Source organism: Streptomyces sp. NPDC016309 (assembly GCF_043077235.1).
Taxonomy (GTDB): domain Bacteria; phylum Actinomycetota; class Actinomycetes; order Streptomycetales; family Streptomycetaceae; genus Streptomyces.
The window spans coordinates 116,450-132,845 of record NZ_JBIBSG010000009.1 but is presented as its reverse complement, the minus strand read 5'-3'; the positions used below and the strand labels follow the sequence as shown (position 1 = coordinate 132,845).

14 protein-coding genes are annotated in these 16,396 nt (G+C 71.8%); all 14 read right to left on the bottom strand.

The annotated features are described in order from the left end of the window. Positions 1-177 precede the first annotated feature (177 nt). Positions 178-1,263, bottom strand: a complete 1,086-nt coding sequence (locus tag ACF068_RS23135; protein ID WP_392276177.1) for a DivIVA domain-containing protein — start codon at positions 1,261-1,263, stop codon at positions 178-180. Between the two features lie 49 nt (positions 1,264-1,312). Beyond that, positions 1,313-1,609: a YggT family protein gene (locus ACF068_RS23130; protein WP_392276176.1), complete on the bottom strand. Its 297-nt coding sequence runs from the start codon at positions 1,607-1,609 to the stop codon at positions 1,313-1,315. 69 nt (positions 1,610-1,678) lie between these two features. Continuing rightward, positions 1,679-2,305 (bottom strand): cell division protein SepF, encoded by a 627-nt coding sequence (locus ACF068_RS23125; protein WP_392276175.1) that lies wholly within the window; start codon positions 2,303-2,305, stop codon positions 1,679-1,681. Positions 2,306-2,447: 142 nt separating this feature from the next. Next, positions 2,448-3,167, bottom strand: coding sequence for a YggS family pyridoxal phosphate-dependent enzyme (locus tag ACF068_RS23120; RefSeq protein ID WP_392276174.1), 720 nt, complete (start codon positions 3,165-3,167; stop codon positions 2,448-2,450). A gap of 3 nt (positions 3,168-3,170) precedes the next feature. Further along, positions 3,171-3,905 carry a peptidoglycan editing factor PgeF gene (gene pgeF, locus ACF068_RS23115; protein ID WP_392276173.1) on the bottom strand — a complete coding sequence of 245 codons (735 nt, stop codon included), beginning with the start codon at positions 3,903-3,905 and terminating at the stop codon, positions 3,171-3,173. Positions 3,906-3,914: 9 nt separating this feature from the next. Continuing rightward, entirely contained in the window at positions 3,915-5,129 is a 1,215-nt protein-coding gene (gene ftsZ, locus ACF068_RS23110) for a cell division protein FtsZ (protein ID WP_392276172.1), read from the bottom strand. Positions 5,130-5,407: 278 nt separating this feature from the next. Continuing rightward, complete coding sequence (locus ACF068_RS23105) at positions 5,408-6,265, bottom strand: cell division protein FtsQ/DivIB (protein WP_392276171.1); 858 nt, start codon at positions 6,263-6,265, stop codon at positions 5,408-5,410. Between the two features lie 13 nt (positions 6,266-6,278). Then, a complete protein-coding gene (gene murG, locus ACF068_RS23100; RefSeq protein WP_392276170.1) occupies positions 6,279-7,373 on the bottom strand; it encodes an undecaprenyldiphospho-muramoylpentapeptide beta-N-acetylglucosaminyltransferase in 1,095 nt (364 codons plus the stop codon). 6 nt (positions 7,374-7,379) lie between these two features. Then, on the bottom strand, positions 7,380-8,777 hold the full coding sequence (gene ftsW, locus ACF068_RS23095; protein WP_392276169.1) for a putative lipid II flippase FtsW: 1,398 nt from the start codon (positions 8,775-8,777) through the stop codon (positions 7,380-7,382). A 49-nt stretch (positions 8,778-8,826) separates the two neighbouring features. Beyond that, the gene (murD, locus tag ACF068_RS23090; RefSeq protein ID WP_392276168.1) at positions 8,827-10,257 is read right to left on the bottom strand and encodes a UDP-N-acetylmuramoyl-L-alanine--D-glutamate ligase; all 1,431 of its coding nucleotides are present in this window, start codon (positions 10,255-10,257) and stop codon (positions 8,827-8,829) included. Next, the gene (gene mraY / locus ACF068_RS23085) at positions 10,239-11,309 is read right to left on the bottom strand and encodes a phospho-N-acetylmuramoyl-pentapeptide-transferase (protein WP_392276167.1); all 1,071 of its coding nucleotides are present in this window, start codon (positions 11,307-11,309) and stop codon (positions 10,239-10,241) included. Before mraY ends, murD begins: the two co-directional genes overlap by 19 nt. Further along, positions 11,306-12,736, bottom strand: a complete 1,431-nt coding sequence (gene murF, locus ACF068_RS23080; RefSeq protein ID WP_392276166.1) for a UDP-N-acetylmuramoyl-tripeptide--D-alanyl-D-alanine ligase — start codon at positions 12,734-12,736, stop codon at positions 11,306-11,308. The genes mraY and murF overlap by 4 nt, the downstream gene beginning before the upstream one ends. Positions 12,737-12,740: 4 nt before the next feature. Further along, the gene (locus tag ACF068_RS23075) at positions 12,741-14,408 is read right to left on the bottom strand and encodes a UDP-N-acetylmuramoyl-L-alanyl-D-glutamate--2,6-diaminopimelate ligase (RefSeq protein ID WP_392276165.1); all 1,668 of its coding nucleotides are present in this window, start codon (positions 14,406-14,408) and stop codon (positions 12,741-12,743) included. 17 nt (positions 14,409-14,425) lie between these two features. Continuing rightward, the gene (locus tag ACF068_RS23070; protein ID WP_392276164.1) at positions 14,426-16,396 is read right to left on the bottom strand and encodes a peptidoglycan D,D-transpeptidase FtsI family protein; all 1,971 of its coding nucleotides are present in this window, start codon (positions 16,394-16,396) and stop codon (positions 14,426-14,428) included.

The window sequence follows — 16,396 nt, the reverse complement described above, 5'->3', positions numbered from 1 at the left end:
CGGAACCAGGGCGGCGCCCTTTCCCGTTCCCCCGGGGCGGTGCGCCGCACCGGGGCGCCCGGGGCGCGGGGGCGCGACCGGACAGCGCAAAGGGCCGGGGCCCAGGACGGTGTACGTCCCGGGCCCCGGCCCTCCTGCCTACCGACGGCTACGCGCGCGGCGCGCGGCGCCCGCCCGTCAGTTGTCGTCCTCGTCGATGAGGAAGCCACGCATCGGCGATGGAGCCTGCTGCATCGGCTGCGGCGCCTGCGGCCGCACCGGTGCCATCGGCTGCGTCATCGCGGGCGACATCTGCTGCTGGCCGCCGTAGGACGGGCCACCGCCCATCGACGGGCCGCCGCCCATGGTCTGGTTGCCGCCGTACGACGGGGCGCTCGCACCGGCGGACGCCATCGACGGGGACGGCGGCAGCGACGGGGCGGACGGCGTCCGCGGCGGGGCCAGCGAGTCGTCGGCCTGGGTCTCCAGCTGACGGAGCTGGCTCTCCAGGTACGACTTCAGCCGCGTGCGGTACTCGCGCTCGAAGCCCCGCAGGTCCTCGACCTTGCGCTCCAGCGTGGCGCGGGCCGACTCCAGCGAGCCCATGGCGACGCGGTGCTTCTCCTGGGCGTCCCGCTCCAGGGCGTCCGCCTTGGCGCGGGCGTCGCGCTCCAGGCCCTCGGCGCGCGAGCGGGCCTCACCGACGATCTTGTTGGCCTCGGAGCGGGCCTCCGCGATCGCCTGGTCGGCCGTCTGCTGGGCGAGGGAGAGCACCCGGGCCGCGCTGTCGCCGCCGGGGCCCTGGCCGGGCTGGGGCATCTGCGGACCGTGACCGCCCATGGGGCCACCCATGGGACCGCCCATCGGGCCACCCATGGGGCCGCCCTGCATGGGGCCCGGGCCGTGCTGGCCCTGCGGGCCGCCGTGGCTGGGACCGGCCGGCAGCTGAGGAGCACCACCGGGCAGCTGGGGGGGACCCATCTGCGGGGGCTGCTGCTGGACCGGCGGACCCGATATCCCGGCGGGCACGGGAGCGCCGGGACCCACGGGGCGCTGGTCCTGCTGCTCCGGAGGCTTGCGCATGCCCTGCTGCTGCTGGTTCTGCGCGGCCGCGCGGGTGGCGGCGGCGAGCTTGGCGCGCAGGTCCTCGTTCTCGCGGAGCAGACGCGTCAGTTCGGCTTCGACCTCGTCGAGGAAGGCATCGACCTCGTCCTCGTCATAGCCTTCTCGGAGGCGGACGGTCGTGAACTGCTTGTTCCGCACGTCCTCGGGGGTCAGCGGCATCTTTCCTTCACCTCTACGTAGTCGTCGGCAGTCGGCAGGACCGTTATCGCTACACCCTCATCATGAAGCTGTTCACGATGGAGATCAGGATGTAGACGATGATCATCAGAACGAAGAAGGACAGGTCGAGTGCCACGCCCCCGAGACGCAGCGGCGGGATGAACCGCCGCAGAAGCTTCAGTGGTGGATCGGTGACAGTGTAGGTGGCCTCCAGTACGACCACCATCGCCTTCCCGGGTTGCCATGAACGAGCGAACTGGAAGACGTAGTCCATGACCAGCCGGAAGATCAGGACGACAAGGAAGCACATCAGAGCGATGTAGATCACTTGTAGTGCGACGCCCATCCCGCGCTTCCCTCTCCCCTGATCCCATGTCCACCGGCCTCCCGGCCGGCCGTTCCCGGTGTCGTGCTCTCAGCTCTGGTTGAAGAATCCGCCCTCTGCGATGCGGGCCTTGTCCTCCGCCGTGACATCGACGTTAGCAGGCGACAACAGGAACACCTTCTGCGTCACTCGCTCAATGCTGCCATGCAGCCCGAAGACGAGACCGGCGGCAAAGTCGACAAGTCGCTTCGCGTCCGTGTCGTCCATCTCGGTGAGGTTCATGATCACAGGCGTGCCCTCGCGGAAGTGTTCCCCGATGGTACGGGCCTCGTTGTACGTCCGCGGGTGCAGCGTGGTGATGCGGTAGGGCTCCCGCTCGGACACGACCTTGGGCATGATCACCGGTGCGTTCTTCTCCAGGCTCGGGCGTTCAGGTGTGATGGATGCCACGGGGGCGATTCGCGCCGGTCGTCCACTTTCAGCGGGAAGCGGAACGGGGTCGCGCTGCACGGGCGGCTGGGGGACGACGCGCACCGGCTCCTCGCGCTCCGCCTGGTGCGGGGGCTGGTGCGGGGGCTGGTGGCGCCGTCGGTCGCGCTCGGGCTCCGGCTCCAGTTCGGGTTCGAAGTCGTCATCGGGGTCGAAACCCCGGCCGTCGTACCCATCGTCCTCCACGAGGCCGAGGTAGACCGCCATCTTGCGCATCGCGCCGGCCATTCTCTGAGTCCTCCGCTCTGTGGTGGATCGCCCTCACCATTAGTGGGCACAGCGTCACCAAGTGCCCGCGATCCACGAGGCCTGTCCGCTGTTCGGCGGAAATGACCATATTTTCTGCTGTGGTCCGACTTGCTTCGCGACGTTACCCGAGCCGGGGTCGGTCTCCGAGTACCGCCGTACCGATGCGCACATGTGTCGCTCCGGCCGCCACCGCGTCCTCGAGGTCCGCACTCATCCCTGCTGACACCATGTTCGCAGCAGGATGGGACGCGCGCACACGGGATGCCAATTCCATCAGCCGGTCGAACGCGGCCCGTTGGCGTCCCGCGTACGGCCCGGCCAGCGGCGCGACGGTCATGAGGCCGTCCAGCCGCAGCCCCGGCGCCCCGGCCACGGCGGCGGCCAACTCCTCGACGCCCTCCGGCCCGACGCCTCCGCGGTCGCCCCGCTCGCCGGACCCGGCGTCGAGGGCGACCTGGATCATGCACCCCAGCTCGCGCCCGGCGCGCTCCGCGGCGACCGAGAGCGCGGTGACGAGCTTCGGACGGTCGACCGACTGCACCTCATGTGCATAACTCGCCACAGAACGGACCTTATTGGTCTGGAGCTGGCCGACGAAGTGCCACGTCAGATCGAGGTCGGCACAGTCGGCGGCCTTGGGCGCCGCGTCCTGGTCCCGGTTCTCGGCGACATGACGGACCCCCAGCTCGTGGAGCAGCCGGACGTCGCTCGCGGGGTAGGTCTTGGTGACCACGATCAGGGTCACCTCCTCGCGCTGTCGCCCGGCGGCGGCGCACGCGGCGGAGATCCGTTCCTCCACCCGTGCCAGGTTCCCGGCGAGCTGAGCCTTGCGGTCCGTCATCTGCTATCCGTCCAACCAGACATATCCGGCGAGCCGCCCGGTCGTGCGGTCGCGGCGGTACGAGAAGTGGTCGCGCGACTCCCGCGTGCAGACGTCCGACGCGCGCCGGTCGCGCACCCCCAGCGCGTCGAGCTGGGCGTGCACCCCGGCGGTCACGTCCACGGCCGGAGTGCCCCAACTCGTCTCCGCGTGCGCCTGGGGTACGGCGGCGGCCACCTCGTCCCGCATGGCCGCGGGGACTTCGTAGCAGCGCCCGCACACGGCCGGGCCGGTACGGGCGGTGATCCGGGACGCCTCGGCACCGAGCGCGATCATGGCCCGGACGGTGGCCGGCACGACGCCGGCGACCATGCCGGGACGGCCGGCGTGCGCCGCGCCCACCACGCCCGCGACCGGGTCGGCCAGCAGGACCGGCGTGCAGTCGGCGGTCAGCACGGCGAGCGCGAGACCGCGCCGGGCGGTGACGACGCCGTCCACCGCCGGTACTGTCTCGCCCGGCGCCCACGGCCCGTCGACCACGGCGACCTCCCGGCCGTGCACCTGGTTCATCCACACGACCCGCCGGGGATCGAGTCCCAGCGACTCGGCGGCGAGCCGCCGGTTGGCGGTGACGGAACCGGGGTCGTCGCCGACCGCTCCGCCGAGGTTGAGCTCTTCGTACGGAACGGCGCTCACCCCGCCCCACCGGTCGGTGAAGGCGAAGTGCGCGCCGCTCACTGAGTCGTGCTGCCCTATCACGTCACACGGTCACTTCAGGAAGTCCGGGACGTCCAGCTCTTCGGCCGAGGTGTCCGGGTACGGGCGGGCCGGCGGGACCGCCGGAGGCGTGACCGACAGGGAGCTGTCGTTCACGGCCGGGGCGGGCTCGGCGGCCGGAGCCGGGGACTCCTCGCGGACCGGGACGGTGCCGAGTCCGCCGACCGGACGCGGGGCCTCGGTGGTCCGGGCCGGCGGCGCGGGCTCCTCGCGCTTGCTCGACCCCGCGCTGAGGATGTTGTCGCGCCGGGCCGGCGGCTGGCCGCCGTCGAAGCCGGCCGCGATGACCGTGACCCGCACCTCGTCGCCGAGCGCGTCGTCGATGACCGCGCCGAAGATGATGTTCGCCTCCGGGTGGGCGGCCTCGCTCACCAGCTGGGCGGCCTCGTTGATCTCGAAGAGACCGAGGTCCGATCCGCCGGAGATGGAGAGCAGCACGCCCCGGGCGCCGTCGATGGACGCCTCCAGCAGCGGCGAGGAGATGGCCATCTCGGCCGCGGCCACCGCGCGGTCGTCGCCGCGGGCCGAGCCGATGCCCATCAGGGCCGAACCCGCCTCGGACATGACCGACTTGACGTCGGCGAAGTCGAGGTTGATGAGACCCGGGGTGGTGATGAGGTCGGTGATGCCCTGGACACCGGAGAGCAGCACCTGGTCGGCGGACTTGAACGCGTCCAGCACGCTGACCTGGCGGTCCGAGATGGACAGCAGCCGGTCGTTCGGGATGACGATGAGGGTGTCGACCTCTTCGCGGAGCTCGGCGATGCCGTCCTCCGCCTGGTTGGCGCGGCGCCGGCCCTCGAAGGTGAACGGGCGGGTGACCACACCGATCGTCAGGGCGCCGAGCGAGCGCGCGATGTTGGCGACGACGGGTGCGCCGCCGGTGCCGGTGCCGCCACCTTCGCCGGCGGTGACGAAGACCATGTCGGCCCCCTTGAGGACCTCCTCGATCTCCTCGCGGTGGTCCTCTGCCGCCTTGCGACCGACTGCCGGGTTGGCTCCGGCCCCGAGGCCGCGGGTGAGTTCCCGGCCGACGTCGAGCTTGACGTCGGCGTCGCTCATCAACAGTGCTTGCGCGTCCGTGTTGATGGCGATGAACTCGACGCCCTTGAGACCGACCTCGATCATTCGGTTGATGGCATTGACACCACCGCCGCCGACACCGATGACCTTGATGACTGCGAGGTAGTTCTGCGGTGCTGCCACGTCGAAGGCCTCTCGCCTCGAGTTACGTGTCGCCACTTCGCGGTGGTCCCGCGCCGTGACGACGGATGCCGATGGGACGGTCCGAAACGCCGACCCAAACCCTAACGTTGAAGTTTAGGGTTACCAGTGTCTCTGTTCGCTGGACTCTTCCGAACAGGACACTAAGTCGACAAGTGGCGCACGTTCAACGAACACGCCGAACCTCCCGTTTTTCTTTTCACCCTATGTGATCACCCATAGCGCTGACCAACCAGGGTGCTGGCCAGGGCGTATGTGCGTCAACTCCGCGACGCCGCCGGGGCGGTCGGGGCACTCACGTCGAAGTGCCCCGCTTTGGGAGCCGCCTTCATCAGTGCGACGAGCGCACGCGCTTTCGCCTCGCCGTCCTCACCGCTGCCCCACACCACGGTCCGGCCGCCCCTCAACTCCAGGGTGATCGAGTCGTACGAACGGACCCGGAGGACCTTGGCGTCCCGGGCCACCGGTGCCGGCAGGTCGCCCGCCACGCCGACCGCCTCGACGGTCAGCCGGCCCGCGTCGAAACGGCGCAGGCTCGGGGACCGGGCCACCACCAGCTCCAGCAGGGGCACGCCCTTGGGGGCCCTCGCCGCGTCGACCGTGGCGAAACGCACACCCTTGGCGTCCACTTCCGTGAACTTTCCGCCCTTTTCCACCAGGAGTACGGGGGTGCGCTCGACGACGTTCAGGACGATGCCGTGCGGCCAGGAACGCACCGCGTCCACCGAGTCGATACGGGGCAGGGCGCGCCGCAGCCGGTGCTCGATCGCGTCCGTGTCGACCGACACCAGCGGCGCCCCGACCGGGACCGCGGCGGCCGCCTCGACCTGGGCGGGCGTCAGCACCCGCGTCCCGGACGTGGTGACCTCCCCGACCCGCAGCCACGCGGAGCCGTAGAAGAGCCACAGCCCGCCCACCAGCAGGGCCACGGCGGCCAGGAGCAGGAGCAGGGCCCGGCGGCCGGACGACGGCGTCCGGCCGCCGCCCGGCCCTCGCCGCCACCGGAGCGACGGCCGGGCCGGGGACGACCCCTTGGGCTTCGCGCCCCTGGGCTTCCCGCCCCCGGTCCCCCGGGGGCCCGGAGCGCCGCGCTCGGTGGTCGTCGTCGGCCCGGCCATGCTCCCTGCCTTCTCACGCCCGGTGGCGTGCCGCGATCGCCTCGTAGACCATGCCGACGAGCAGGTCGTCGGCGTCCCGGCGGCCGAACTCGGCGGCGGCGCGGGACATCTCGTACAGCCGGTGCGGGTCGGAGAGCACCGGGAGCACGTTGCCCTGGACCCACTCGGGCGTCAGCTCGGCGTCGTCGACCAGCAGACCGCCGCCCGCCTTGACCACCGGCTGGGCGTTGAGCCGCTGTTCGCCGTTGCCGATCGGCAGCGGTACGTACGCGGCGGGCAGCCCGACGGCGGAGAGCTCGGCGACGGTCATCGCGCCCGCGCGGCACAGCATCATGTCGGCCGCGGCGTACGCGAGGTCCATCCGGTCCACGTACGGTACCGGGATGTAGGGCGGCATCCCGGGCATGTTGTCCACGTGCGGCAGTTCGTTCTTCGGGCCCACCGCGTGCAGGATCTGGATGCCGGAGCGCTGGAGGACCGGGGCGACCTGCTGGACGACCTCGTTGAGGCGGCGGGCGCCCTGCGAGCCGCCGGAGACCAGCAGCGTCGGCAGGTTGGGGTCCAGACCGAACGCGGCGCGCGCCTCCGGGCGGACCCGGGCGCGGTCCAGGGTGGCGATGGTGTGCCGCAGCGGGATGCCGATGTAGCGGGCGTTGCGGAGCTTGCTGTCGGGCGTGGCGACGGCGACCCCGGCCGCGTACCGGGACCCGATCTTGTTGGCCAGGCCGGGCCGGGCGTTGGCCTCGTGGACCACGATCGGCACGCCGAGCCGCTTGGCGGCCAGGTAGCCGGGCAGGGCCACGTAACCGCCGAAGCCGACGACGCAGTCGGCCTTGGTGCGCTCCAGGATCTGCTCGGCGGCCTTGATGGTGCCGCGCAGCCGCCCCGGGACGGTGATCAGCTCGGGAGTGGGCTTGCGCGGCAGCGGGACGGCGGGGATGAGCGCCAGCTCGTAGCCCCGCTCGGGTACGAGACGGGTCTCGAGTCCCCGTTCCGTACCGAGGGCCGTGATCCCCACGGTCGGGTCCTGCCTGCGCAGGGCGTCCGCGAGGGCGAGCGCGGGCTCGATGTGGCCGGCGGTCCCCCCACCGGCGAGTACGACATGCACCGAAATTCACCGCTCTCCGGACGGACGCTTCTTGACGCGCCGTCGCATCGACTTCCAACTCACCCCGGCCCATGTGCCCGGGCCAGGCTGTCGCATGGCCAGGGCCGCCTTCGCCGCGGGCTCCTCTCGCGCGAAGGCGATGAGCAGACCGACGGCGAACATGGTCGGCAGCAGGGCGGAACCCCCGTAGGAGAACAGCGGGAGCGGGACACCGGCGATCGGCAGCAGGCCGAGCACCGCACCGATGTTGACCACGGCCTGCGCCGTGATCCAGGTGGTCACGCCTCCCGCGGCATACCTCACGAAGGGGTCCTCCGTGCGTCCGGCCACGCGGATACCCGCATAGCCTAGAGCCGCGAACAGGGCGAGCACCGACAGCGTCCCCGCCAGCCCCAGTTCCTCCCCGGTGATGGCGAAGATGAAGTCGGTGTGAGGTTCGGGGAGTTGGCCCCATTTTTCCACACTCGCCCCCAGCCCGGAACCGAACCATCCGCCCGACGCCAGAGCATAGATCCCGTGCACGGCCTGCCAGCACGAGTCCCCCGGGCCGGGTTCGGTGGCGCCGATGCAGGCGAGCCGCGCCATCCGGTTCTCACTGGTCCGGATCAGCATCACGCCGATCGCGGCGGCGACCGCCAGGACCCCGGCGAACAACCGGGTGGGGGCGCCGGCCAGCCACAGCAGGCCGAAGAGGATCGCGGTGAGGATGATCGCCGTCCCCATGTCCCCGCCCAGCATGATCAGGCCGAGCAGCAGGAAGGCGACCGGGACGAGCGGCACCAGCAGGTGCTTCCACTGGGTCAGCAGCCGTTTGTCCTGCTTGCGGGCGAGCAGGTCCGCGCCCCACAGGATGAGCGCCAGCTTGCCGAACTCGCTGGGCTGGAGCTGGAAGGGGCCGCCCAGGTAGATCCAGTTCTGGTTGCCGTTGACCGCGTGCCCTATGCCGGGGATCTGGACCAGCACCATCAGGAAGACGGTCCCGACGAGCAGCGGGTAGGCGAGGGCCCGGTGCAGTTTGGCCGGGACCCTGGAGGCGAACAGCAGCAGCCCGGTGCCGATGGCGGCGGCCAGGAACTGCTTGCGGAAGAAGTAGGTGTCGGAGAGCGACAGCTCCAGCGCCTTGATCTGGGACGCGGAGTAGACCATCACGAGGCCCAGGACGGTGATCAGCAGGCTGGCGCCCAGGATCACGTAGTACGCGGTCAGAGGGCGGTCCCAGGCCCTCCGTGCCCGTTCGTAGAGCCCGCGCGCCCCGCTCCCCCGCGGCGGGCGGGGTACGGGGCCCCTGCGGACGCGCCCGGCCGCCTTGCGGGCGGCGGGGGGCCGTCGCAGTCCGGCGGTCCGGCCGCGCAGGGCGAGACCGGCGCGGTGCGGTGCGTACGCGGCGGCGTGGTCGGCCGGCATGGTCGCTGTCCCCTCCAGTCGTGCCCGGCGCGGCCGGACCTGGTGGCTGTCAGGCGCGCTCGGCGGCGAGTGCGCGGACCGCGTCCGCGAACGCCTCGCCCCGCTTGTTGTAGTTGACGAACATGTCCATCGAGGCGCAGGCCGGGGCGAGCAGGACCGTGTCCCCGGGCCGGGCGAGCCGTGCCGCCTCCCGGACCGCCGCCGGCATCGCCCCAGTGTCGGTCCGGTCGAGGTCGACGACCGGTACCTCCGGGGCGTGTCGCGCGAGGGCTTCCCGGATCAGGGCCCGGTCGGCGCCCATGAGCACGACGCCGCGCAGCCGCTTCGCCGCCGTGGCCACCAGCTCGTCGAAGGTCGCGCCCTTGGCGAGGCCCCCGGCGATCCAGACGATCGGGTCGTAGGCGGCCAGCGACGCCTCCGCGGCGTGCGTGTTGGTGGCCTTGGAGTCGTCGACGTACCGGACGCCCTCGATCTCCTCGACCAGCTCGATACGGTGCGGGTCGGGCCGGAAGGCCCGCAGTCCGTCGCGTACGGCGGTGGCCGGGACGCCGAAGGCCCGCGCGAGCGCGGCGGCGGCGAGCGCGTTGGCGATGTTGTGCGGGGCCGGCGGGTCGATGTCGGAGACCTGGGCGAGCTCCTGGGCCTGCTTCTGCCGGTTCTCGACGAAGGCCCGGTCCACCAGGAGGTCGTCGACGACGCCGACCTGGGAGGGGCCGGGCGTGCCGAGGGTGAAGCCGATGGCGCGGCAGCCCTCCTCCACGTCGGCCTCGCGCACCAGGTCCTCGGTGGCCTTGTCGGCGACGTTGTAGACGCACGCCACCTGGTTGCCCCCGTAGACGCGGCCCTTGTCGGCGGCGTACGCCTGCATGGAGCCGTGCCAGTCGAGGTGGTCGGGGGCCAGGTTCAGGACGGCGGCCGAGTGGGCGCGGACGGAGGGCGCCCAGTGGAGCTGGTAGCTGGACAGCTCGACGGCGAGAACGTCGTACTCCTCCTCGCCGAGCACCGCGTCCAGCAGGGAGACGCCGATGTTGCCGACGGCGGCGGTCCTGAGGCCCGCCGCCTCCAGGATGGCGGCGAGCATCCGCACGGTCGTGGTCTTGCCGTTGGTACCGGTGACCGCGAGCCAGGGGGCGGCGCCGGGGCCCCGCAGCCGCCACGCCAGCTCGACGTCGCCCCAGACCTCCACGCCCGCCTCGGCGGCCGCGGCGAACAGCGGCTTGTCCGGCTGCCAGCCGGGCGTGGTGACGACCAGTTCGGTGCCCTCCGGCAGGGTGGCCCCGTCGCCGAGGCGGACGGTGATGCCCTCCGCCTCCAGCTCCGCCGCCTGCGTGCGGGAACGCTCGTCGTCGCCGTCGTTGACGACCGTGACGCGCGCTCCCAGGCCGGCGAGGACACGGGCGGCGGGGATGCCGCTCACGCCCATGCCGGCGACGGTGACGTTCTTGCCCTGCCAGGAGGTACTCACTTGTCGGCTGCCCATCCCGCGTAGAAGAGGCCCAGTCCCACGATGACGCACATGCCCTGGATGATCCAGAAACGGACCACCACCAGGACTTCGGACCAGCCCTTGAGTTCGAAGTGGTGCTGGAGCGGCGCCATCCGGAAGACCCGCTTGCCGGTCATCTTGAAGGAGCCGACCTGGATGACGACGGACATGGTGATGAGGACGAACAGGCCGCCCAGGAGGGCCAGCAGCAGCTCCGTGCGGGAGCAGATCGCCAGGCCCGCGAGCGCGCCGCCGAGGGCGAGCGAACCGGTGTCACCCATGAAGATCTTGGCGGGAGAGGTGTTCCACCACAGGAAGCCGAAGCAGGCGCCCATGAGGGCGGAGGCGACGACGGCGAGGTCGAGCGGGTCACGCACCTCGAAGCAGGCGTTGGGGTTGGTCAGGGTCTCGGCGTTGGCGCACGACTCCTGGAACTGCCACAGCCCGATGAAGGTGTACGCGCCGAAGACCATCACCGAGGCGCCGGTCGCGAGGCCGTCCAGGCCGTCCGTCAGGTTCACGCCGTTGGACATGGCCAGGATCATGAACAGCGCCCAGACCACGAACAGCACCGGGCCGATGGCCCAGCCGAAGTCCGTGATGAAGGAGAGCTTGGTGGAGGCCGGCGTCTGGCCGCGGCTGTCGGCGAACTGGAGCGCCAGGACGGCGAAGGCGATGCCGACGATCAGCTGGCCGGCCATCTTCGCCTTGGCCCGCAGACCGAGCGACCGCTGCTTGACGATCTTGATGTAGTCGTCGAGGAAGCCGACGAGGCCCATGCCCGCCATCAGGAACAGCACCAGGACGCCCGAGTAGGTCGGGTCCTCCCCCGTGATGACCTTGGCGAGCGCGTACGCGATGAGCGTGGCCAGGATGAAGGAGATGCCGCCCATGGTGGGCGTGCCCTTCTTGCTGCCGTGCGTGCGCGGGCCGTCGTCCCGGATGAACTGCCCGTATCCCTTGCGGGCCAGGAGCTTGATCAGCAGCGGCGTACCGATCAGGGTCAGGAAGAGCCCGATGGCTCCCGCGAAGAGGATCTGCCTCATCGGCCGGTGACCTCGCCCTCGGTGGTGTTCTCGAGCAGTGCCTGGGCGATCCGCTCGAGCCCGACCGACCTTGATGCCTTCACCAGCACGACGTCTCCCGGGCGCAGCTCACTGCGCAACAGGTCGATCGCCGCCCGTGCGTCGGACACGTGCACCGACTCCTCACCCCACGAACCCTCGTTATATGCGCCCAGTTGCAGCCAGGACGCTTCCCTGCCCCCGACTGCGACGAGCTTGCTGACGTTGAGCCGGACGGCGAGCCGTCCGACCGCGTCGTGCTCGGCGAGCGCCTCGTCCCCCAGCTCGGCCATCTGACCGAGCACCGCCCACGTACGGCCCCCCTTGGCCTGTGCTGCCTTGCCCATGGCCGCGAGCGCGCGCAGGGCGGCTCGCATGGACTCCGGGTTCGCGTTGTAGGCGTCGTTGACGATCGTCACACCGTCCGGACGCTCGGTGACCTCCATGCGCCAGCGGGAGAGGGTGCCCGCCTCGGAGAGCGCGGTGGCGATCTCGTCGACGGACATGCCCAGCTCATGGGCGACGGCGGCCGCGGCGAGCGCGTTCGACACGTGGTGCTCACCGTACAGGCGCAAGGTCACGTCACTGCACCCGGTGGGTGTGTGAAGCCTGAATGCGGGCTGTCCGGTCTCTGTGAGCCGGACGTTCTCGGCCCGTACGGTCGCGTCGTCGGCCTCGCCGAACAGCGTCACGCGCGCGTGGGTGCGGCTTTCCATGGCCCGGACGAGGGGGTCGTCGGCGTTCAGCACGGCGATGCCGCCGTCCTCGGCGGAGGGCAGCGCCTCCACCAGCTCGCCCTTGGCCTGGGCGATCTGCTCGCGGCCGCCGAACTCGCCGATGTGGGCGCTGCCCACGTTCAGGACGAGGCCGATGGACGGCGGGGTCAGCTCGGTGAGGTAGCGGATGTGGCCGATTCCGCGCGCTCCCATCTCCAGGACGAGGTGCTCGGTGTCCTTCTCCGCGCGCAGCGCGGTGAGGGGCAGGCCGATCTCGTTGTTGAGGGAGCCGGGCGTCCAGACGGTGGGGCCCTTGCGCTGGAGCACCTGGGCGATCAGGTCCTTGGTGCTGGTCTTGCCGGCGGAGCCGGTGAGCGCGACGACGCGGGTGCCGAGGCGCCCGACGACGTGGCGGGCGAGGGCTCCGAGGGCCGTGCGCACGTCGTCCACGACGATGGCGGGCACCCCGACGGGGCGGGTGGCCAGTACGGCCGCCGCGCCCGCGTCCATGGCGCGCAGTGCGTAGTCGTGGCCGTCGACGTTCTCACCGGCGAAGGCGGCGAAGAGCGAGCCGGGCTCGACCTGGCGGGAGTCGATGACGACGGGGCCGGTGACCCGCACGGCCGGATCCGGTATGTCGGACGACTGCCCGCCGACGATTTCGGCGATCTCGGCGAGGGAGAGGGCGATCACTACTTCATCCCTGACTGTTCTGGATTGCTTCGCGGAGGACCAAGCGGTCGTCGAAGGGGCGGACCACTCCGGCGATGTCCTGGCCCTGCTCGTGGCCCTTGCCGGCGACCAGCACGGTGTCGCCGGGCCGGGCGCGTGCCACGGCGGCGGCGATCGCGGCGGCCCGGTCCTCGAAGACGGCGACCTCGCCGCGTTCGTGGACGGGCACCGACGCGGCGCCGGCGAGCATGGCGGCGAGGATCGCGAGGGGGTCCTCGGAGCGGGGGTTGTCGGAGGTGAGGACGGCGGTGTCGGCGAGGCGTGCCACGGCGGCGCCCATGGGGCCGCGCTTGGTGACGTCCCGGTCGCCGCCGCAGCCGAGGACGACGTGCAGCTTGCCCTCGGTGACCTTGCGCAGCGAGCGCAGGACCGATTCCACGGCGTCCGTCTTGTGGGCGTAGTCGACGACGGCGAGGTAGGGCTGGCCCGCGTCGACGCGCTCCAGGCGGCCGGGGACGCCGGGGACGGCGGCGACGCCGTCGGCGGCGGTCTGGGGGTCGATCCCGGCCGCGGCGAGGGTGACCACGGCGGCGAGGGCGTTGGCGACGTTGAAGGGGCCGGCCAGCGGGGCCTCGGCGCTGATGCGCTCGCCCTCGGGGCCGACGATGGTGAACGTGCTCCCAATGGCGCCGATCTCGACGTCCTCGGCGTGCCAGTCGGCGTCGGGGTGGCCCTCGGCGGAGAAGGTGACGACCGGGACGGAGGCCTCCTTGACCAGCCTGCGTCCGTACTCGTCGTCGTAGTTGACCACGCCCAGGCGGCTGCGGCGCGGGGTGAAGAGCTGCGCCTTGGCCTGGAAGTAGTCCTCCATGCCGGAGTGGAACTCCATGTGCTCCGGGCTGAGGTTGTTGAAGACGGCGACGTCGAAGACGCAGCCGTCGACCCGGCCGAGCACCAGCGCGTGGCTGGAGACCTCCATGGCGACGGCTTCGACGCCGCGCTCGCGCATCACCGCGAACAGCGCCTGGAGGTCGGTGGCCTCCGGGGTGGTCCGTTCGGACTTGATGCGTTCGCCGCCGATGCGCATCTCCACGGTGCCGATGAGTCCGGTGCTGCGGCCGGCCGCCTTGAGGCCGCCTTCGACGAGGTAGGCCGTGGTGGTCTTGCCGGAGGTGCCGGTGATGCCGATCTGGAGCAGGTCGCCGCCGGGGCGGCCGTAGATCTCGGCGGCGAGCTCGCCCATCCGGCCGCGCGGGTCCTCGGTGACCAGGACCGGCAGGCCGGTCGCGGCGGCGCGGTCGGCGCCCGTCGGGTCGGTGAGGATCGCGACGGCTCCGAGGTCGGCGGCCTGGCCGGCGAAGTCGGCGCCGTGGAGGCGGGAGCCGGGCAGGGCCGCGTACACGTCGCCGGGGCGTACGGCCCGGGAGTCGTGGGTGATGCCGGTCACCTCCGCGTCGCCCTGCACGGGCGTGTCCAGCCGGGCCGCGAGTTCGCCCAGGGGTGTGGGGCGGACCTGGACCGGCCGGGGCGCCCCGGGGCGGTTCGCGGGGGCGTCCGTCGGGGTGGTTCGGGACTGATCAGCGTGTGGCACGGCGGTGAGCGTACCGGGCGCACCCGTGATCGGGCTAAATGAGGGCGCCTGGGGCGCGTGGCCGCCGGAACGGTTCCCGGGGTCGGGGGTGGTGGTTGTCACTGGTTGCTCCCGCCGGCTCACTCGCCGGGTTTGAACGTGACCGGCATCCGGGGTGGTTGTTTGCCGGTGGGTGCGACTTGCAGGGTCTTGAGGGCGAACTCCATGACCTTCTTGTAGATGGGTCCGCAGATCTGGCCGCCGAAGTAGCTGCCGCTGGTGGGGTTCTGGATGGCGCAGTAGACGGTGATCCGGGGGTCGTCGGCGGGGGCGAACCCCGCGAAGGAGGCGGTGTAGCCCTTGTAGCGGCCGAGTTGGGGGTCGACGCGGTTGGCGGTACCCGTCTTGCCGGCGACCCGGTAGCCGGGGATGGCGGCCTTGGTCCCGGTGCCCTCCTCGTCGTCGACGACCGACTCCAGCATGGCGGCGAGGGTCTTGGCGGTCTTCTCGCTGACGACCCGGGTCTGCCGGGGGGCGGGGGCGGGGGTGAAGCGGCCGTCCGGCCCCTTGGTGCCGCGTACGAGGGTGGGCTCGACGCGTACGCCGCCGTTGGCGATCGTGGAGTAGACGGACGTCGCCTGCATGGCGTTGAGGGACAGGCCCTGGCCGAAGGGGATCGTGTACTGCTGCGAGGTGGACCAGTCCTGGGGCTTGGCGAGGATGCCGGAGGTCTCGCCCGGGTAGCCGAGGCCGGTGGGGCTGCCGAGGCCGAACTTGCGCAGGTAGGAGTGCAGGACCCGGTTGGCCTGGGCCTGGGTGGGGCCGAGCTGGCCGGTGGCCAGGATGGTGCCGATGTTGCTGGACTTGGCCAGGACGCCGTTGAGCGTCAGGTACCAGGTGGGGTGGTCGATGTCGTCCTTGAACAGCCGGTCGCCGCGGTGGAGGCGGTTGGGGACGACCACGTGGGTGGAGGGCGTGGCGGCGCCCTCCTCCAGGACGGCGGCCATGGAGATGACCTTGGCGGTGGAGCCGGGTTCGTAGGCGTCCTGGAGGGCGGCGTTGCCCATGGCGGCGGAGTTGGCCTGGCTCAGGTCGTTGGGGTCGAAGCCGGGGGCGTTGGCCATGGCGAGCACCTCGCCGGTCCGGGCGTCCTGCACCATCACGTAGCCGCGGTCCGCCTTGGACTCCTCGACCTGCCGGGTGATGGCCTGCTGGGCGGCCCACTGGATGTCCCGGTCGATGGTGAGCTCGATGTCGGAGCCGGGGACGGCGGGGGTCTCGCGGGCGCCGACGGTGGGCACCCGGCGGCCGCCGGACTGGGCGTACTTGATCTTGCCGTCCTTGCCGGCCAGTTCCTCGTCGAGCATGGACTCCAGGCCGCCGCCGCCGCGCCCGTCGGCGTTGACGTACCCCAGTATCCCGGCGGCGAGGGTGCCGTTGGGGTACACGCGTTTGGTGCTGGGCTCGTTGAAGATGCCGGCCAGGATGCTGACGCCGGTGCCGCCGCCCGCCTTGCCGGCGCGGGCCTTCTCGGCGAAGACGTTCTTCAGGTCCTTGATCTGCTTCCAGACCTGGGGGGTCTGGCGGCGGGCCAGCAGGGCGTAGCGGGACTTGGGCGCCTTGAGCTTGGCGACCAGTTCGGCGGGGTCCTTGCCGAGGATCGGCGCGAGGAGGGCGGCGGCCTGCTCCGGGGCGTCGGGGGCCTTGCTCTCCTCGGGCGTGAACATCTTCGGGTCGGCGGTGATGTCGTACGCGTCGACGCTGGTGGCCAGAGCGATCCCGGCGCGGTCGGTGATCTCGCCGCGCTCGGCGGACAGCGTGAACTCCTGGTACCGGTTCTTCTCGGCCTTGGCGGCGTACGCGCTGGCGTCGACGGCCTGGACCTGGAGGAGGCGCACGACGAACGCCAGCATGACCAGCGTCAGGCCCAGGCTGACCAGCCTCAGCCGGGGCCGGGGGCTGCCGAGCCGGATGGTGCGGGCCCGGGCGGGCGGGCGTGGCGAGGGTCGCGGCCGGCGGACGGCCGGGCGGGCGGGCCGGTCCGGGCGGGCGGAGCGTTCCGGGCGGGCCGGGGCGGGCACGCGGCGGCGGGGGGGCTGGGTGGGGGGCAC